This window comes from Leifsonia poae (genome assembly GCF_020009625.1).
Classification (GTDB): Bacteria; Actinomycetota; Actinomycetes; order Actinomycetales; family Microbacteriaceae; genus Leifsonia; species Leifsonia poae_A.
The window spans coordinates 1,509,004-1,528,174 of sequence record NZ_JAIHLP010000002.1; the positions used below are offsets into that span (position 1 = coordinate 1,509,004).

General features: G+C 68.1%; 15 protein-coding genes. 2 read left to right on the forward strand and 13 right to left on the reverse strand.

Annotated features, from left to right (window positions below):
* Positions 1-46: 46 nt before the first annotated feature.
* Positions 47-1,042, forward strand: a complete 996-nt coding sequence (locus tag K5L49_RS07820) for an IS481 family transposase (protein WP_223691726.1) — start codon at positions 47-49, stop codon at positions 1,040-1,042.
* Here K5L49_RS07820 and K5L49_RS07825 read toward each other — a convergent pair.
* Genes K5L49_RS07825 through K5L49_RS07835 form a run of 3 tightly spaced genes read right to left on the reverse strand, consistent with a single transcriptional unit; the run spans position 1,039 to position 3,840 of the window.
* Positions 1,039-2,802 carry a sensor histidine kinase gene (locus tag K5L49_RS07825; RefSeq protein WP_223691727.1) on the reverse strand — a complete coding sequence of 588 codons (1,764 nt, stop codon included), beginning with the start codon at positions 2,800-2,802 and terminating at the stop codon, positions 1,039-1,041. The genes K5L49_RS07820 and K5L49_RS07825 overlap by 4 nt on opposite strands.
* Before the next feature lies 1 nt (position 2,803).
* Positions 2,804-3,487: a response regulator transcription factor gene (locus K5L49_RS20405; protein WP_223691728.1), complete on the reverse strand. Its 684-nt coding sequence runs from the start codon at positions 3,485-3,487 to the stop codon at positions 2,804-2,806.
* Positions 3,488-3,492: 5 nt separating this feature from the next.
* Entirely contained in the window at positions 3,493-3,840 is a 348-nt protein-coding gene (locus tag K5L49_RS07835; protein WP_223691729.1) for a response regulator transcription factor, read from the reverse strand.
* A 193-nt stretch (positions 3,841-4,033) separates the two neighbouring features.
* Between K5L49_RS07835 and K5L49_RS07840 the strand changes: the two genes are divergently transcribed.
* Positions 4,034-5,095: a hypothetical protein gene (locus K5L49_RS07840; RefSeq protein WP_223691730.1), complete on the forward strand. Its 1,062-nt coding sequence runs from the start codon at positions 4,034-4,036 to the stop codon at positions 5,093-5,095.
* Between the two features lie 97 nt (positions 5,096-5,192).
* On the opposite strand, the gene K5L49_RS07845 is transcribed toward K5L49_RS07840, so the two are convergent.
* The 10 genes from K5L49_RS07845 to sucC form a co-directional block, all read right to left on the reverse strand.
* Entirely contained in the window at positions 5,193-7,007 is a 1,815-nt protein-coding gene (locus tag K5L49_RS07845; RefSeq protein ID WP_223691731.1) for an ABC transporter ATP-binding protein, read from the reverse strand.
* Positions 7,004-8,845 carry an ABC transporter ATP-binding protein gene (locus tag K5L49_RS07850; protein WP_374107679.1) on the reverse strand — a complete coding sequence of 614 codons (1,842 nt, stop codon included), beginning with the start codon at positions 8,843-8,845 and terminating at the stop codon, positions 7,004-7,006. The genes K5L49_RS07845 and K5L49_RS07850 overlap by 4 nt, the downstream gene beginning before the upstream one ends.
* Before the next feature lie 424 nt (positions 8,846-9,269).
* Positions 9,270-10,493, reverse strand: a complete 1,224-nt coding sequence (ddaH, locus tag K5L49_RS20410; RefSeq protein ID WP_308116528.1) for a dimethylargininase — start codon at positions 10,491-10,493, stop codon at positions 9,270-9,272.
* Positions 10,494-10,518: 25 nt separating this feature from the next.
* On the reverse strand, positions 10,519-11,598 hold the full coding sequence (locus tag K5L49_RS07860) for a Glu/Leu/Phe/Val dehydrogenase family protein (RefSeq protein ID WP_223691732.1): 1,080 nt from the start codon (positions 11,596-11,598) through the stop codon (positions 10,519-10,521).
* A gap of 102 nt (positions 11,599-11,700) precedes the next feature.
* The gene (purH, locus tag K5L49_RS07865; RefSeq protein ID WP_223691733.1) at positions 11,701-13,281 is read right to left on the reverse strand and encodes a bifunctional phosphoribosylaminoimidazolecarboxamide formyltransferase/IMP cyclohydrolase; all 1,581 of its coding nucleotides are present in this window, start codon (positions 13,279-13,281) and stop codon (positions 11,701-11,703) included.
* Positions 13,278-13,871: a phosphoribosylglycinamide formyltransferase gene (gene purN / locus K5L49_RS07870; protein ID WP_223691734.1), complete on the reverse strand. Its 594-nt coding sequence runs from the start codon at positions 13,869-13,871 to the stop codon at positions 13,278-13,280. The genes purH and purN overlap by 4 nt, the downstream gene beginning before the upstream one ends.
* Positions 13,872-13,932: 61 nt before the next feature.
* Positions 13,933-15,348: a cell division protein PerM gene (locus tag K5L49_RS07875; RefSeq protein ID WP_223691735.1), complete on the reverse strand. Its 1,416-nt coding sequence runs from the start codon at positions 15,346-15,348 to the stop codon at positions 13,933-13,935.
* A gap of 56 nt (positions 15,349-15,404) precedes the next feature.
* Positions 15,405-16,805 (reverse strand): hypothetical protein, encoded by a 1,401-nt coding sequence (locus tag K5L49_RS07880; RefSeq protein WP_223691737.1) that lies wholly within the window; start codon positions 16,803-16,805, stop codon positions 15,405-15,407.
* A gap of 113 nt (positions 16,806-16,918) precedes the next feature.
* Positions 16,919-17,806 (reverse strand): succinate--CoA ligase subunit alpha, encoded by an 888-nt coding sequence (gene sucD / locus K5L49_RS07885; RefSeq protein ID WP_223691739.1) that lies wholly within the window; start codon positions 17,804-17,806, stop codon positions 16,919-16,921.
* A 15-nt stretch (positions 17,807-17,821) separates the two neighbouring features.
* Positions 17,822-18,985, reverse strand: a complete 1,164-nt coding sequence (gene sucC, locus K5L49_RS07890; RefSeq protein ID WP_223691741.1) for an ADP-forming succinate--CoA ligase subunit beta — start codon at positions 18,983-18,985, stop codon at positions 17,822-17,824.
* Positions 18,986-19,171 lie beyond the last annotated feature (186 nt).

Genomic DNA, 19,171 nt, shown 5'->3' on the forward strand with positions numbered 1-19,171 from the left:
CAGAGTGGGAGTTGCTTAGACACTCACTCGAAACCTGGAGGTTCTCGTGTCTCACGGTAATGCGGCTTTGACGCCGCGGCAAAGGTTGCGTGTTGCGCGACTGATCATCGACGAGGGCTGGACCGTCGCTGCGGCGGCTGACTACTTCCGTGTTTCGTGGCCGACCGCCGCGAAATGGGCACGCCGCTACGTCGAACTCGGCCCGGAGGGGATGACAGATCGGTCCTCCCGCCCGCACGCGCATCCGAATCGGACCCCGCAGCTGCTGGTGAAGAAGATCGTGCATCTGCGGATCAAGAAACGCCTTGGTCCGGTGCAAATCGCTGGCCGGCTGGGGATGCCGGCGTCGACCGTTCACGCGGTTCTGGTGCGTTGCCGTCTCAACCGGCTCACCCATGTCGATGTGAAGACCGGGGAACCGGCCCGACGTTACGAACACGACTACCCCGGATCGCTGATCCATGTCGATGTGAAGAAGCTCGGCAACATCCCCGACGGCGGCGGGTGGCGGTTCGTCGGCCGAGCCCAGGGCGACAGGAATCGGGCGAAGACGCCGCGCAAAGACCGCAACCAGTACTACAACCCGAAGATGCGACACGCGTTCGTGCACACCGTGATCGATGACCATTCCCGCGTCGCCTACGCCGAGATCCACGACGACGAACGCGCTGAGACTGCGATCGGAGTCCTCCAACGGGCGACGTCCTGGTTCGCCGATCGTGGAGTCCGCGTCGAACGCGTCCTCTCCGACAACGGCTCCGCCTACCGCTCCCACGCCTGGCGACACGCCTGCACGGACCTCGGCATCCGCCCGAAGTTCACCCGCCCCTACCGGCCGCAAACGAACGGCAAAATCGAACGCTTCCACCGCACGATGAGCGACGGATGGGCATTCGCCCGCCACTACAACTCCGAGTCAGCCCGCCGCGCAGCCCTCCCCGCCTGGCTCCATCACTACAATCAACACCGACCCCACACCGCCACCGGAAAGCTCCCGCCCATCACCCGGCTATCGAGCAACCTACCTGGGCACTACAACTAGGTCAGAGGGATCGTCAGCTCGACGATGGTACCGAGGCCGGCCACGGACTGCACCTCGGCGTGACCGTCGACCGCCTCGACCCGGTCGCGCACACCTTCGAGTCCGCCACCGGGTTCCACCCGCGCGCCGCCCTGTCCGTCATCCTTGACGACGACGGAGACCGTGTGGTCGCTGCGGGTCACGGTGACGGCGCAATTGCGGGCGCCGGAGTGCTTCGCCGCGTTGGCCAGGCACTCGGCCACGCAGTAGTAGATCGTCTCTTCCACCACTTCGCTGAGCCGGTCCGGGATCTCCACCCGCACCTCCACCGGCAGGTGGCTGCGCTGTGCCAGTTCGTCGATGGCCGAGCGAAGGTCGCCGTCCGTGAGCACGGTCGGGTGGATTCCGCGGGCCAGCTCTCGCAGCTCGCGCAGCGCATCCGCCAGCTGCGCCGACGCGCGTTCGAGGTCGGCGACGAGCTCCCCGTGACCGGCCGACTGCGCTTTCGATGTCGCGATGCGCAGGCCGATCGCCAGAGACACGAGCTGCTGCTGGGAGCCGTCGTGCAGGTCGCGCTCCAGCCGGCGACGAGCCAGGTACCCCTCCTCCACGATGCGCAGGCGGGAGTCGCGCACCTCCTGCAGCGTGCGCTCCAACCGGTGACGCAGTCGGTCATTGTCCACCGAGAGCAGCAGAGCGGAGGAGACGGCGTCGAGCAGACGGTCATCCTGGCTGAGAGCCACGTCGTGCTCGATCAGGGCGATCGGGCCCTGATCGGAGTCGATGTCGAGCGTCGAGCGTCCCGGACGGTCGACGACGCTGCCGTTGGGCCGGCGCTCTCCGCCGGAGGTCTCGTAGCCGTTGAGCTGTTCATCCCACCAGTAGACCCGCAGGGAGTTGTCGTGCAGTGTGCGTGCGAGGCTCGACTCCCAGAGCGAGCGGTCGACCTTGTCGCGGGCGACGATCACGAGGTCGGCGACCCGGGAGCGCAGCCCGCGCGCGTAGAACACCCCGGCCACGAACGACGGCGGGATGAGCGCGATCGCGAACGGTGGGATGAACTGCAGCCAACCGCTGTCCCAGTCGAGCGCGAAACTGAGCGAGTCCTGCACGGTGCCGTAGCACCAGAGCAGCAGCGCCAGGGGCATCACGAACGCCACCCGCCGCGCGGGAAGGGTGCTCGACACCCACCGCATCGTCAGCCGCACCGCCACCGTGAGCATCAGGGCGAGCCCGACGACGCGCCAGGCGACTCCCAACCAGAAGTCGGCGTCTTCGCTGGGCAGCACGGCGTAGACGTTCGTCACACAGCCGCAGTCGGCGGGAGCGGGCGACGAGAACAACAGGATTCCCACGAATCGCACGAGGAAGGCCGCCATCACGACGAGCACCACGATGCGGTCGAACCGGGCGAGGATGCGACCGCCCGGGTAGCAGAGCACGAGGATGCCGACGAGCACCGCCCACAGATCGGTGACGCCCTCCAGCACCGGCCACACCCAGCCGTTCGAGCGGGTGATCGGATACCAGGCGCCCGCCGCCCAGAACAGCGAGGCACCGACCATCACCCAACCCGCGATCGGGCTGCGCACGATCTTCCAGGCGATGATCGCGCAGACCGCGTAATCGACACCCACGAGCACGAAGACGATTGCCCATCCGAGACCCTGCGGCCGAGGGCCGTAGTCGCCGGTGACCGCGCTCACCACCTGGGCGAGCACGTTCGAGCCGATGGCCAGCACCACGGCGAGCGCGCGGAGCCAGATGCGCGCGGCCCTCATCTCAGCTGTCCCGGCCGAGGAAGCGCAGCACGGCGAGCACGCGCCGGTGACCCTCGGCGGAGTCTTCCACATCGAGTTTGGCCATGATGTGACCGATGTGCGACTCCACGGTGCGCAGGCTCAGATGCAGCTCGGCCGCGATGCCCGCGTTCGACTTGCCTTCCGCCATCAGCCGGATGACGTCGCGTTCGCGCGCCGACAGCGTATCGAGCGACGCTTCGGCGGTGTGTCCGCTGACCAGCAGCGAGACGACCTCCGGGTCGACGACGGAGCCGCCGGCAGCGACCGAGCGCACCGCATTGACGAGGGTGTCCGCGTCCGCCACGCGGTCTTTGAGCAGATAGCCGGTGCCGCTGCCCGCGCTCATCGCCCGGATCGCGTACGCGGCCGTGGTGTACATCGAGAGCAGCAGAACGCCGACGGTGGAGCCGGAGGCGCGGAGCTGTTCGAGCGCCCGGAGACCCTCATCGGTGTGCGTCGGGGGCATCTTGATGTCGAGCACGACGGCGTCGATGCCGGAGTCGGCGGAGACGACGGCGAGAAGCTCCTCGGCCGTGTCGACCGACGAAACGACCTCGACCCCGCTGGCGCGAAGGATCTGGCCGATCCCCTCTCTCAGGAGGACGGCGTCATCGGCGACAGCGACCCGAAGCGCGCGAGATTCTCTATTGACACCCGCAAACACGCCGCTTACCTTAGCAGGCTGCGGATCGCCTCGCCGGTCAGTTCCGCTTTGCTGATGAAGCCTTCCGCCCCACTCTCTTCGACCCGGTGGCCGTAGTCACGCGAAGCCCGGCTCGATGTGAGCACGACGGCCGCACCAGTGGCATGCATGGCGGGAACCAGATCGAAGCCGCTGGCATCGGGCAGGCCGACATCGAGCAGGACGAGATCGGGAGCGAGTCGACGGCTCACCTCGATGCCACCGCGACCGGTGTCGGCGTCGCCGACGACAGCGAAGCGTTCGAGCCGGAGCAATTCGGTGGCCTGTGCGCGGAATCGTGCGTGGTCGTCGACGATCACAACACGGAGGCACATGTCCACCATCATCGCGTGTGGAGGGCCTGAGGCGCATCCGTGCTACCACCGAGCCGAAACAGGGGGCCCCCCGGATGCGGGGTTTCTGGGCGAAGGCCACCATGACTACTACGCCGACCAGAACCCGAGGGATGCCGGCTGGCCCGACAGGCGGCATCCCCTGGTCTCAGCGCGACAGCGAGGAGAAAGGCACATGTTCACCGCAACCCGCCCCGCCCGGCCCGGCCGCTCGACACCCGACGATGCGCCGCCGACGGGGTCGGTGGACCACAGCCCCTCGCGCTTCGACGGCGCCGGCGAACCCGACTTCGCCGGCCTCGTCGAGCGTCACGGCGTTCCGCTCGTCGTGCTCGACATCGGCCGGGCCGCGCGTCAGTACCGCGCGGTGTGCGCGGCTTTCCCTCTCGTGGAGGTGCACTACGACGTGAGCGCATTGGCGCATCCCGCCCTCATCGAAGCGATCGCGAGCAACAGCGGATACTTCGAGGCCGCCCACGATGGCGCCCTCGCAGCGCTCACCTCCGGCGACGTCGACCTCTCGCGGGTGCTTCATGCCACTGCGACGGCGAATCCGCAGGCGCTCGTCGCGGCCTACAACGCCGGCGTCCGCCGGTTCGTCGTCGACAGCCCCGCGGAGATCGAGCGGTTCGTCGGATTCCCGAGCGATCTGAGCCTCATCGCGCGGCTGCGTCCCGAGCACAGCCCCCGCGCCGCTCACGCACTCCCGCGTGGCATCCGCGCGGGCGACGCCTCGCACCTCGTACGCTTCGCCTCGACCCTCGGCATTCGCGTGGCCGGGTTCTCGCTCGGCGTCTCCGCTGAGGCCGGCGCAGGCGAGTACATCGCCGGAATCGCCCGAACGGTCGCCCTCATGGCGGACATCGAGTCGGCGACGGGGTGCAGATTCGACACTCTCGACCTCGGTGAGGGGTTCCCGGGCACGGCCGGACACCGCGCCGCGGATGCTGCCGAACTCGCCCGCGGCATCCGCGCCATCGTCTCCCCCGCGACCTCGCACGTGGAGATCACGGCCTCGGCCGACCGCGCCGTCACGGGCGGCTGCATCACCGTGATCGGTGGCACCGTCGAACGTGATGTCGATCCGCTGGTCGCAAGCGACTGCATCGACCGCGGCGCCGAAGTGGCGATCGTCGGCGGCCGACGGCCGGCCGCTCTGCTCCCCTTTTTCCGCGCGGTCACGCAGAGTGGTCATCGCATCCTGCGCGGAACCCGAACCTGGTCTTCGGCGGGCTGAACCTCAACCCCTCGCCCGTCGGAGACTCAGGACCACTCGCCCGTGCGGGACGTGCGGCTCGAACGAACGAACCGCACGTCTCGCGCGAGTCGAGGGATCAGACCAGCGAATCCCGCCAGGCCGCGTGCAATTGCGCGAACCGGCCGGTGCCGGAGATGAGGTCGGCCGGGGTGCCGTCCTCGACGATCTTGCCGTGCTCCATGACCAGAACGCGGTCGGCGATCGCCACCGTCGACAACCGGTGCGCGATGATCACCGCGGTGCGGTCGGCGAGCAGCGTTTGCAGCGCCTCCTGCACCAGGCGCTCACTCGGGATGTCGAGCGAGCTCGTCGCCTCATCCAGGATGAGCACCGCCGGGTTCGCCAGGAACGCCCGGGCGAACGAGATCAGCTGACGCTGCCCCGCGGAGACCCGGCCACCACGTTTGTTCACGTCGGTGTCGTAGCCGTTCGGCAGACCCCGGATGAACTCGTCGGCTCCCACCGCCTCGGCGGCCCGGACGATCTCTTCGCGTGTCGCATCCGGTTTGCCCAATGCGATGTTGTCAGAGACCGATCCGCTGAACAGGTAGGCCTCCTGCGTCACCATGACGATCGCGCGGCGGAGGTCCTTCGGGTGCAGATCTCGAAGATCCACGTCATCAAGCTGCACCACGCCGGCGGTCGGGTCATAGAACCGGGAGATCAGCTTGGCGAGGGTCGACTTCCCGGCACCGGTGGATCCGACGAGAGCGATGGTCTGCCCCGAAGGGATGTCCAGGGTGAAGTTGGGCAGGATGACGCGGTCTTTCTTGTAGGCGAACGTCACCCCGTCGAACCGCACGTGGCCGGTCGACTCCCACAGGTCCTTCGGCTTCACCGGGTCGGGAACCGTCGGCTCCTCCTCCAGCACACCCGAGATCTTCTCGAGCGCTGCCGCGGCCGATTGGTAGGAGTTGTAGAACATCGCCATCTCCTCCATCGGGTCGAAGAACCGACGCGTGTAGAGGAGCACCGCCAGCAGCACGCCGATGGCGAGCTGCCCGTCGGCCACCCGGAAACCACCGATCAGGAGCACGACACCCACCGTGACGTTGCCGATCATCACGAGCCCCGGGTCGAAGATCCCGAACAGCTGGATGACCCGCGCGTTCACGTCGCGGTAGTCCTCGACGAGGTCGCCGAACTCCTTCTCGTTGCGCTTCTCCTTGCGGAACGCCTTCACGGCGCGGATACCCGTCATCGTCTCCACGAACTGCACGATCAGCTTCGCCGACGCCACCCGCGAGATGCGGAACAGCGCCTGCGACCGCTTCTGGAACCAGCGCGTGAGGATGTACAGCGGCACCAGCGAACAGAACAGCACGACACCGCTCTGCCAGTCCATCGTGAACAGCATGATCGCGATGAACAGCATGTACAAGAAGCCCTGCACGAGCTGGTTGATGCCCGAGTCCAGAAGCTCGCGGATCGAATCGAGGTCGCTCGTCTGCCGCGAGATGATGCGGCCGGACGTGTACGACTCGTGGAACTCGAGCGAGAGCTTCTGGGTGTGCAGGAACACCCGCTTGCGCAGGTCGAACAGGATGGCCTGGCTGATCCGCGCGCTGAGCACCGTGTACCAAGCGATCAGCACGGCGCCGATGATTCCGGTGAACAGGTAGGCGATGCCGGCCGCGGCCAGCGGGAACCAGTCCTGTTTCAACAGGGCGGGAAGCCCGTTGTCGATGCCGAACGCGATGATGGCCGGTCCGGCCACCTGTCCGGCCGTGCTGACGACGACGACGATCGCCGTCAGCAGAAGCCGCGTCCTCAGCGGGCGCAACAGCGAGCCGAGCAGACGCAGCGAACGCTGGCGGATCTGCTTGCTCTCCACCTTGGTGAAGTCGTTGCGCTCTTCGCCCTCGACTCCGGTCACGGTTGCGGTGCTCATAGGTTCACCTCCTGAAGGATCTCTTCGTTCTCTTCGTCCTCGAGACTCGAGATGACGAAACGGTAGTGCTCGCTCGAGGCGAGCAGGTCGTGGTGGGTGCCGACCGCGGTGATGCGGCCCGCCTCCAACAACGCGACCCGGTCGGCGAGCATCACCGTCGAGGGACGGTGCGCGACGACCAGCGCGGTGGTGGAGGCGAGCACCCGGCGCAGTGCCGCCTCGACGAGCGCCTCGGTGTCGACGTCGAGCGCGGAGAGTGGGTCGTCGAGCACGAGGACCGTCGGATTCGCGGCGACGGCCCGCGCGAGCGCGAGCCGCTGACGCTGCCCGCCCGAGAGGCTGAGACCCTCCTCGCCGACCTTCGTCTCGACGCCCTCCGGCAGGTCGTAGACGAAGCCGGCCTGGGCGATCTCCAGCGCCTCGGTGAGCACGCGTTCCGCCTCCGTCGAGTGCACGTCGATATCGTCGCGGCCGAGCAGCACGTTCTCCCGCACCGATGCCGAGAACAGCGTGGCGTCTTCGAACGCCATCGCCAGGTTCTTGCGCAGGTCGTAGCGAGTGAGGTCGCGCACATCCACGCCGTCGATCCGGATGGATCCGCCGGTGACGTCGTACAGCCTCGTGGTGAGGGCCGTGAGCGTCGACTTCCCGCATCCGGTCAGGCCCACGAGGGCCATCGTCTCGCCCGGCTCCACCCGCAGATCGACGCCGTCGAGCAGGTCGGGGTAGCGCTCGGGCGAGTCCTGGTAGCGGAAATGCACGGCGTCGAACACCAGCTCTCCACGCGGGTCGACGATGTGCTTCGGATTCTCCGGGTCTTTGATGGTGTTGACCTCGTCCATCACGTCGAAGAACCGGTCGGCCGCGGTGCGCGTGTCGAACGTCATCGACAGCAGGAAGCCGATCGACTCGACCGGGAACCGCAGCACGGTAGCCGTGGCGAAGAACGCGACGAGATCGCCGACGCTGAGGTGACCCTGCGACGACAACCAGACACCGACCACCAGGCAGATGCCGAACGCCACGTCCGGCACCAGCAGCAGCCAGAGCCAGATACCGGCGATCGCCTTGGCCTTCTCGATCTCGGTGCCGCGCAGCTCCTCCGCCTGCGAGGCGAAGTTCTTGAGCGCGTATTTGCCGCGACCGAACGCCTTGAGCACCCGGATGCCGTGCACCGACTCCTCGACGGCCGTCGCCAGGTCGCCGGCCTGATCCTGGCTGCGGCGGGCGATCACCGAGTACTTGCCCTCGAAAATGAACCCGTAGATCCAGATCGGGATGGAGCACACCAGGAAGATCAGGCCGAGCAGCCAGTTCCAGCTGATCAGGATGGCGAAGCCGACGACGATCGTGACCACGTTCACCACGAGCAGCACGACGCCGAACGAGATCCAGCGGCGGATGAGGTTGAGGTCGCTCACGGCGCGCGACAGCAGCTGGCCACTCGGCCAGCGGTCGTGGAACGCCACGGGGAGGTCTTGCAGCTTGGCGTAGAGCCCGTTCCGCATCCTCGCTTCGACGTGGGTTCCAGGCGTGAGCACGAACCACCGCCGTAGCGAGATGAAGACCGCTTCGGCCGCGCCCAGCCCGACGACGAGCAGCGCCGCCGGCCAGACCTGGTTCGAGTCGCCCGAGTGGAGCGGGCCGTCGACGAGCCAGCCGAGCACCTGCGGGATGCTCAGCGCGACCAGGCTCGCCAGCAACGCTGCGACCATGCCGAGCAGGATGCGGGGCGCAGCCGACTTGGCGAACGGCAGGATGCGCATCAGGGTGCGCACGGTTCCCGCCCTCTCCTTCGTTTCTCTTTGAGGTGGATGCTGATGTTCAGCGACAGACATTGTTGATCCGATTTCTTTTGTCGAGAGTGAGTTCTTCTTCGCTCGGCGGCGTTCGGCGGTGCGGAAAGCCGAGGGTCGCCGATGGCGTCGTCCGAGACGCGCCGAGAGGTCGCCGGATTCCCGCCTTTTCGGGAGGTGTGAACAGCCGACCCGGTGGGCCGCGTGTTCGCCGGCGACGTTCGGCCGGAATCGCTTTACAGCCTGGGACCTACCAGGCCGGGGCGAGATCCGGGGACGCAGCGCCAACGGCGGCGGCGACGGGTTCGAACACGGTCACTGTTCGTGCGATACCTGTCGTTGTCATGGCGTCCTCCTCAGCCCAAGTGCGTTCAGTAGAGCCGCGCCGACAGATTTCTGACGCACGGCAGCCCTACAGCCTATGACTGTGTCTCGGGCCGGCGCAAGGGTGATGCGAAGAAAGTTCTCAGCGGATGCGGATCGACAGGCAGGTCACGCAGCCCTCGAGCTTCTCGAACTCCGAGATGTCGACCTGCACGACCCGGTAGCCGAGGTCTTCGACGAGCGCGACCGACTTCGGCGCGGACGACGACATCAGCACGGTGTCGTCCGAGAGCACGACGACCGCAGTGCCGTGGGCCTCCGGAACCGGCAGGAAGCGTTCGAACACCGACACGGAGTCGACGAGGGGCTCATAGCCGATGACCGTGCCGTCGGGCAGGGCGGTCACAGCGGTCTTCAGGTGCAGCGCCTTGGTCACGGGGACGGCGACGACGGTGTAACCGAGCGGGGCGACGAGCGCGCGCAGCTGACGGATCCCCTCGGCGTTGGTGCGGCCGCCGCGGCCGACGTATACGGTCTCGCCGACCTTCAGGACGTCGCCGCCGTCGAGCGTTCCCGGCGCCTCGATGCGCTCCAAGCGCAGACCCTGGGCACGCAGTGCCGCCTCGGTCCCCGGCGCCTCCGGCCGACGCTCCTCAGCGCCGGACAGCGCGATCACGGCCGTGTCACCGAAGACGATGGCGGTGTCCTCCACGAACACCGAGTCGGCCAGGCGATCGGCGCTGGTGACCTCGACGGTCTGCCAACCGGCCTCCGAGAGTGCTGCGACATACGCATCCCACTGCTTGTCGGCCAGCTCGGCGTCGATGGCCTCGCGCTCGATGTGGGTGACGACGCCCTCGGCGAGGTTCGTCGCCGGGATGCGCACCAGGGCGATCTTGCGGTCGGGCTCGAACCGGCTGCGCATGGACTCGACGATGCGGAAGAGCCAGCGGCCGAACGTGGCCGTGAGCGTGGCGACCACCACGGCGTAGAGCAGGTTGCCGCCGAGCAGCGTGCCGAACACGGCGCCGATCAGTCCACCGCTGAACGGCGAACCGCCGGAAGTGGCGGTCACCAGCGTGCCGACCACCGGGGCCAGCACGGCGGCCACGACGCCCGCGATGAGTGCCGTCCACCAGCGGTCGAACGCACCGATGATGGCCGCGATGAACAGCACGGCGAAAGCGAACACGCTCGTCAGCGAGTAGTAGTTGCTGACCGCGACGATGAGAGTCCCTGACGGGGCCGTCGACGTTCCCAGCGAGCCGATGAAGTAGGTGACGATCATCGCGGCGTGCGCGATGATCGCCACCACGAAGGCGACGACGAAGGATGCGATGAGCCGGCGGCCCCACGAGATGGTCATGGGAACCAACCCTAGCGGAGCGTTTCTATGCGTTCGCTGGTTCGCGCAGCCGCGCCAGGGCGATCTCCTCGGCCGCCTCCAGCGTCGTGATCCTCCGACCCTCGGCGACGGTGAAGATCTCGGTCACGGTGTCGCCGATCGCCTCGACCCGCTGCTGTGTCGCCTCCGCCGACGGCAGCACATCGCTCATCATCGACAGGAAGATCACCCCGCCCGCGTTCACGACGAAGTCCGGGGCCCACAGGATTCCGCGATCGGCCAGTCGCTGCGCCCCCGACCGGTGGGCGAGCTGGTTGTTCGCCGGTCCGACGACGGCCTTCACCCGCAGTTCGTCGATCACCCGGTCGGTGAGCACACCGCCCACACCGGCCGGCACGAACAGATCGCCCTCCACTGTGTGTGCGAGCTGCGGGTCGACCCAGGTCGCACCGAGGGCGTCGGCCAGCGCCCGCTTCGCCGGGTTCACATCCGTCACCGTCAGCTCGGCGCCTTCGCCGGCGAGTCGCATCGCGATGATCGAGCCCACGTGACCCAGGCCGAGCACCGTGACCCGGCGACCGGCGACCGAACGCGTCCCCACCGCCTTCTCGAGGGTGGAGAGCAGGCCGGCATAGACTCCCGCGGCCGTCGCGTCGCTCGGCTCGCCGACGCCGCCCTGCGACGACGGCAGCCCGCAGACGTGCGCGGTGCGGGTCGCCACGACGGCCATGTCTTCCGCGGACGTCCCCACGTCCTCGGCGGTCATGTACGCGCCGCCCAGGCTCTCGACGGCGTCACCCAGGTCGAGCATCGCGTCGTGACGCTCCTGAGCGGTGAGAACGACGCCCTTCGGCACGTAGACCACGGTCTTGCCTCCGCCACGGTTCAGCCCCGCGGCGGCATTCTTGAGGGTCATCCCCTCGGCGAGGCGCAACGAATCGTTGACCGCTTCAGCCCAGCTGTCGTAATTCCACACCCGGCAGCCGCCGAGCGCGGGGCCGAGCACGGTGGAATGCACCGCGACGCTGATAGTGAGACCGCTCCGCCTCCCCTTGACGACGTGCAGCGTTGCGTGCGGCAGGTTCACTCCGGTCGTTTCGACCAGGTCGATGGGCAGGACAGACATCGGTGTCTCCTCGTGGGATCGTGACGGTGGTTGCGGCCTTCTGGGCCGCCGACCATTTTGCCACGCCGCGCATCGCTGCGCATCCCCGAACCCGACGCGGGATCAGTGGAAGAAGTGGCGCTCCCCGGTGAAGTACATGGTCACGCCGGCCGCCTTGGCCGCGGCGATCACATCTTCATCGCGGATGGAACCACCGGGCTGCACGATGGCCCGTACACCCGCCGCGATGAGGATCTCGGGGCCGTCCGCGAACGGGAAGAACGCATCCGACGCCGCGACCGAACCGACCGCGCGCTCGCCCGCGCGCGTCACCGCGAGGTTGCAGGAGTCCACCCGGTTCACCTGGCCCATGCCGACTCCGACGGATGCCCCGTCGTTCGCGAGGAGGATGGCGTTCGACTTCACGGCGCGGCAGGCCTTCCACGCGAACTCGAGGTCGGCGCGAGTCGCCGCATCGGCCTCCTCGCCCGAGACGAGGGTCCACCCCTCGGAACTGAACTCGGTGAAGCGATCGGCGTCTTGCACCAGGACACCACCGGAGATCTGCTTGAACTCGGACGGCGTGCGGGCGTAACCCGCGGGAAGCTGCAAAATGCGCAGATTCTTCTTCGTCTGCAGCAGTTCCAGCGCTTCCGGCTCGAACGCCGGGGCGATGAGCACCTCCGTGAAGATGCCCTTCACCGTCTCGGCCATCGCGAGGGTGACGGTGCCGTTCGCCGCGATCACGCCGCCGTAGGCGGAGACGGGGTCGCAGGCATGGGCCCTCTGATGGGCGACGGCGATGTCATCGTCGACCGCGATGCCGCACGGGTTCGCGTGCTTGACGATCGCGACGGCGGGCGAATCGAAGTCGTAGGCGCTGCGGAGGGCCGCATCCGCATCGACGAAGTTGTTGTACGACATCTCTTTGCCGCCGAGCTGCGTGGCCTGGGCGATGCCGTGACCGGCCGGGTCGACGTAGAGCGCGGCCGCCTGGTGCGAGTTCTCCCCGTAGCGCAGCGTCTGCTTGAGCTCGGCCTGCACGGCGAACTGCGCCGGGAACTCGGCGGCGGAAGGCGCATCGCCGGCGAACCACGCGGCGACGGCGCCGTCGTACGCCGCCGTGTGGGCGAACGCCTCGGCGGCCAGGGTGCGCCGCTGCTCGAACGAGGTTCCGCCGGCGGCGATCGCCTCGACGATGCGGCCATAGTTCGACGGCGAGACCACGATGGCGACGTTGGCATGGTTCTTCGCCGACGCGCGAACCATCGCCGGGCCGCCGATGTCGATCTGCTCCACCACATCGTTGCCGACGGCGCCGCCGGCGACGGTCTCGATGAACGGGTACAGGTTCACGACGACGAGCTCGAACGGCTTGATCTCGAGATCTTTCAGCTGGGCCTCGTGCGACTCCAGTCGCAGATCGGCGAGCAGTCCGGAGTGGATGGCCGGGTGCAGCGTCTTCACGCGCCCGTCGAGCGACTCGGGGAACCCGGTGACGCTCGCCACATCGGTGACCGCGTGGCCGGCGCCGCGGATCGTCGCGGCGGTGGTTCCGGTGGAGACGATCTCCACCCCGGCGTCGACGAGCGCCTGCGCCAAGTCGAGCAGGCCGGTCTTGTCGCTGACCGAGATCAGTGCACGGCGGATCGGGACGATGTCCCGTTCACGGTAGAGGCTGGCGTCGTGGCGGGGTCCACTCATACTCTGGCGAGCTCCTTGAGGTCGATGTGTCCGTTGGCGATGTCGAGGACGGCGTCGATGAGCAGCCGCCGCTCCACAGGTTTGATGCGCTCGTGCAGCGCCGCCTCGGTGTCTCCGGGCAGCACGGGCACGCGCTCCTGACTGATGATCGGGCCGGCGTCGACGCCGTCGTCGACCACGATGAGGCTCGCGCCGGTCTGCGCGGCACCGGCGGCGAGCGCATCCCGCACGCCATGCGCCCCGGGGAACTCGGGCAGATAGGCGGGATGCGTGTTGATCAGGTTCGGCGTGAACGCGGCGACGATGCGCGGCGGAACCAACCGCATGAACCCCGAGAGGATGACGAGATCGGGCTGCCACTGCTCGATCTGCTCGAGCAACGCATCGCCCCACGCCTCGCGGTCGTCGAACGACGAGAACGGCACGGTGAACGAGGGGATGCCGAATGCTTCGGCGTGCGCGAGACCGTCTGCATCGCGATCGGCGCCCACCGCCACCACCCGGGCCGGGAACTCGGCGTCTTCAGACGCTTCGAGCAGGGCACGCAGGTTCGACCCGCCACCGGAGATCAGCACGACAATCGAGAGCACGCCCCCAGCCTACCCATTCCGCCCGACCACACCGTTCTCGATCGCGGGCCAGCGGCGCGCTTCAGCGGCGCGGGCGGGAGCGTGTGAGCGCGCGGGTCGCGAGGGCGATGAGCGCGGCCACGGCGACCTCGGCTGCGGCGATCGAGCCGACCAGCCAGGGATCGGGGCCGACGGTGTGCAGGCGGCCCGGGCCGAGCGCACCCGACGACCACCAGGCGAGCAGCCCGAGCTCGCTGCCCGCGACGACACCGATGCCGAGCGCGGTGAAGACGAGCCACCCGAGGCCGTGCGCGGCGCGCGCCTCGACGATCCGGGAACGCAGCAGCACCGCGGCGAGGAAGCCCGCGATCAGCGGGACCAGCACGCCGACGAGGCCGAACGCGAAGCCGCCGGGCGGGATCACCCCGAAGAGGGGAAGACCGGGGATCGGCCCGAGGTCGGTGCCGATCGGGCTCACCGAAGAGCCGGTGCCGATCGCGAAACCGGGGCCGACCAGCCATGACGCCAACCAGATCACGAGGTTGGGCAGCACGGCGAGCTGGCCGATGGTGAGCGCGGCGCCGCCCAGTGCCCCGGTCTGCAATTGCTCATAGAGGCCGATGATCGAACCGAAGTTGCCGATGATCAGCACCGCGAGGATGATCGCGGCACCGGCGATCACGAGTGCGGCGGCTGCGGTGCCCGCACGCAGGGCGGCGGAGGCGCCGGAGAGCACACCGTCGGGAACCGCCTCAAGCCAGCGGCGCACCACGACCGTGACCATCCCGGCGGAGCGACCGCGGTCTGCGGTGGCCCCGATCGCATCCGCTCCGGCGCGGGTCGAGCCGGCACCCGCCGGCCGGCCGCTCGCCGCCGACGAGCCGGCCGGTGCCGGAGCTCCTGTCGCTCCCGCCACCGCTGAGCTTCCGGAGTTCGAGACTCCGCCGGCCGAGACGCCCGCCGGGGTTGCCGATGCGCCGCCCGCTCGTGCTCGCAACGCTGCGAACCCGATGCCGCACACCACGCCCAGCGCATACACGAACGGGGGAAGCAGGATGCCCTGCCAAACCGAGGGCCGAACGGGTGCGCTTCCGGCGGTGAGCGTGACGATCGTTGCGAGTGCGGCGAACGTGACCACGGCGCTGACGGCACCGGTCACGCGATAGGGCGTCTCCGCCGCCCGGAGCCCCGTGCGCACACCGAAGCCGGCAGTCAGTGCCGCGAATCCGAGGGCGGCCATCGTGATCTGGAACGGCACCGTCGCCCCCGGGAGGCCGAGGCTCGCGCCGAGCTGCGCATCCAGGACCACCGTGAGGTTCACTCCGTGGCCGACCAGCCAGATGTCGGCGGAGGCGCGCCAGAAAGCGAACCAGTCACCCGCGAGATGGTACTGGGCGGCCCAGAGGGCGGTCAGCGGGACCAGGCAGAGACCGATGCCGACGGCGACGACGATCACCGCTTCCAGCGCGGCGAGAAGGGCGACGGTTGTGCGATTCATGACCGACAGGAGCCTACCCGTCAACGCCCGCCTGACCGCCTCGACACTTCGTGTGCTCAGGGGACGGTGAGGACCGGCGTCTCGTCGTCGACATTCTCGGGCACCGTGATCACGGGACGCTGCACCAGCTCCAGCACCGCGATCACCAGGGCGGCGAGCACCAAGGTCCAGATGATGAGCCCGGGCGTGAGGGGGCGCACGAGCAGTACGATCGCCGATGCGATCACGGCGACGGCCGCGCGCAGCAGAGCACGCTGGGCGTAGATCCACTCCCCGGTGCGGCCGGTGCTGATGCCGTGCCGTTCGGCCGCCTGGCGCACCCAGGAGATGCCGGACCCGAAGAACCCGCGCAGCTTGCGGGGAACCGCGAACGGCCCGGAGTACCAGGCGACAACGGCGACGAGCACGGCGAGCACCAGCACAGACACACCGGTGTCGTTCATCGAGGTGGTCACTGTTGCGAAGAGCGTTCGCGCCACGGGCGCGGGGATGAGCGACGGCGACACCGAACCAACGAAGACGAGCCGGCCGATCGCGAGACCGGCCACGATCACCACCATGCCGAGGGCGAGAGCCACCGCCGACCAGACCAGAGCGAGGGCACGACGGCGGGCGACGACCACGCCGGCCGCAAGGAAGAGCAGCGAGATCCACGGCAGCCAGGCGCCGGCGGCGACCGCGAGACCGTAGAACAGCTGGAGGGTCGGGAGCGACGAACTCTGCGCGATCGTGATCGTGCGATCGACGGTGGGGATCTGCGCGGCGAAGGTCAGCCCCTGCTGCACCAACAACTGTTTGACCCGGTCGATGATGGGCCCGAGCTGCACCCCGACCGAGCCGTCGGAGCCGACGGCGACCGCCGCCTTCGGGTCGCCCTGCATGGTGGCGACGAGCTGGCTGTGACTCACGCGCAGGGCGTCTTGCCAGACCTGGGCGAACGCATCGGACTCGACGAACGTGGTGATGGTGGACCGGACGAGAGACAGGATGCCCTGCGCGGCCGGGCCTTTCAGCGCGTCCAGAGCCTTCGTGGCGACCGGCCCGGTGCCGAGCGAGGTGATGCCGTCGATGACCTGCGAGGTGAACGCCGGGATGTCGACATTCTGCTGGATCACGTCGAGCGTCTGATCGGTCACGAACGACTGCACGCCGGGATCATGGGCGAGCGGCGCGTAGGTGGCGACGAACGAGTCGGTGTTCGTCAGCTCGACCTTGGCCCAGGATGCGACGACCGCCACCGGGGCCAGCACGGCGCCGATCACGATGAGGGCCGTGGCGAGAACAGTCCACCCCCAGCCGCGGCGGTGTGGGCCGGCCTGGACCTTCGCGGCGACCGACCCGTCGAGCGGAGGAAGAGGTAGCGTCGGATCGTTCTCGAGTGCGCCGCGCAACGAGGCATTCTCGCTTTCGAGCTGTGCGATCTTCGCGAGAAGCTCTGCGTTGGTCACGCGTGCCATACCTACCCCGATCCCCTGGTTTCTGCTCACTTTAGCGCCGCATCCGCGCGCTGCGAGCACAAAAGAGGGCCTCGTGGAAAAGTCCACGAGACCCTCACTTGTGGAGGAGCCGACTAGAGAGCCGCCAGAACCTCGCGCAGCAGCGTGGCGGTCTCTGACGGGGTCTTGCCGACCTTCACGCCAGCCGCTTCGAGGGCCTCCTTCTTGGCCTGCGCGGTGCCCGCGGAGCCGGAGACGATGGCGCCGGCGTGGCCCATCGTCTTGCCCTCGGGAGCCGTGAACCCGGCCACGTAGCCGACGACCGGCTTGGTGACGTTGGCCTTGATGAAGTCGGCCGCACGCTCCTCGGCGTCGCCGCCGATCTCGCCGATCATCACGATCGCCTTGGTCTCGGGGTCGGCTTCGAATGCGGCGAGAGCATCGATGTGCGTGGTGCCGATGATCGGGTCGCCGCCGATGCCGATGGCGGTCGAGAAGCCGAGATCGCGCAACTCGTACATCATCTGGTAGGTGAGCGTTCCCGACTTGGAGACGAGACCGACCGGCCCCTTGCCGGTGATGTTCGCCGGCGTGATGCCCACGAGCGACTCACCGGGGGTGATGATGCCAGGGCAGTTCGGCCCGATGATGCGGGTCTTGTTGCCCTTCTCCTGGGCGTAGGCCCAGAACTCGGCGGAATCTTGCACGGGAACGCCCTCGGTGATGATGACGAGCAGGGGGATCTCGGCATCGATGGCCTCGATCACCGCATCCTTCGTGAAGGCCGGCGGGACGAATGCGATCGACACATCCGCTCCGGTCTTCTCGATGGCTTCGGCGACCGTGCCGAACACGGGGAGCTCGACCTCGCCGTGCGTGACGGTGGTGCCCGCCTTGCGCGCGTTGACACCGCCGACGACCTGGGTGCCGGCTTTCAGCATGAGGGCGGTGTGCTTGGTGCCCTCACCGCCGGTGATGCCCTGCACGATGACCTTGGAATCCTTGTTGAGGAAGATAGACATGTTCTTCTCGCGCCCTTACTTCGCAGCCAGTTCGGCGGCCTTGTCGGCGCCTTCGTCCATGGTGAGCGCCAGCGTCACCAGCGGGTGAGCGGCCTCGGTGAGGATGCGGCGACCTTCGTCGACGTTGTTGCCGTCGAGACGCACCACGAGCGGCTTGTTCGCCTCGTCGCCCAGGATCTCGAGCGCCTTGACGATACCGTTCGCCACTGCGTCACAGGCCGTGATGCCGCCGAAGACGTTCACGAAGACGCTCTTGACCTGCGGGTCGTTCAGAATGACGTCGAGTCCGGCTGCCATGACGGCGGCGGATGCGCCACCTCCGATGTCGAGGAAGTTGGCCGGCTTGACACCCTTGTGCTTCTCGCCGGCGTAGGCGACGACGTCGAGGGTGCTCATCACGAGCCCCGCGCCGTTGCCGATGATGCCGACCTCGCCGTCGAGCTTCACATAGTTGAGGTCGCTGGCCTTGGCCTTCGCCTCCAGCGGATCCGCGGCGGCCTTGTCTTCCAGCGCCTCGTGGTTCGGGTGGCGGAAGCCGGCGTTCTCGTCGAGCGTCACCTTTCCGTCGAGGGCGATGATGTCGCCCTCCTCGGTCAGCACGAGCGGGTTGACCTCGACCAGCGTCGCATCCTCGCCCTTGTACACGTCGTACAGCGTGACGAACACAGCCGCGACCTTCGCGACGAGCTCCTCCGGGAACCCGGCGGCCTTCGCGATCTCGATGGCCGTGGCCTCGTCGACGCCCGTGATCGGGTCGACCGCGATGCGCGCGAGCGCCTCGGGCTTCTCAACCGCGAGCTGCTCGATCTCCATACCGCCCTCGACGCTGGTCAGCGACAGGTAGGAGCGGTTGGCCCGGTCGAGCAGAACGGAGAAGTAGAACTCCTTCGCGATACGCGCCCCACCGGCCACCATCACGCGGCGCACGACGTGGCCCTTGATGTCGAGGCCGAGGATGGCCTTTGCCGCCTCTTCCGCCTCATCGGGGTTCTTGGCGACCTTGACGCCGCCGGCCTTCCCACGACCACCGACCTTGACCTGTGCCTTCACCACGACAACACCGCCGAGCTTCTCGGCGGCCGCGCGCACCTCCTCGGGGGTGTCCGCGATGATGCCGGGAAGAACCGGCACCCCGTACTGCTCAAACAGGTCTCTGGCCTGATACTCGTATAGATCCACGGTTATCCAATCCGCTGGTGCCGGGCGCGCTTCTGGCGCTGCCTTGTGCTTTTCCTTCGGCGTTTCCGACGCAAAGTAGCTCGACGCCGAGACAAATTCGCCAGTGAGAACTCTAGCGCGTCCGGCTGAACGCCCGCGCAACGGCCGGGGACGGACGAGCAATTCCTCCACAGTCGAGAACCATGC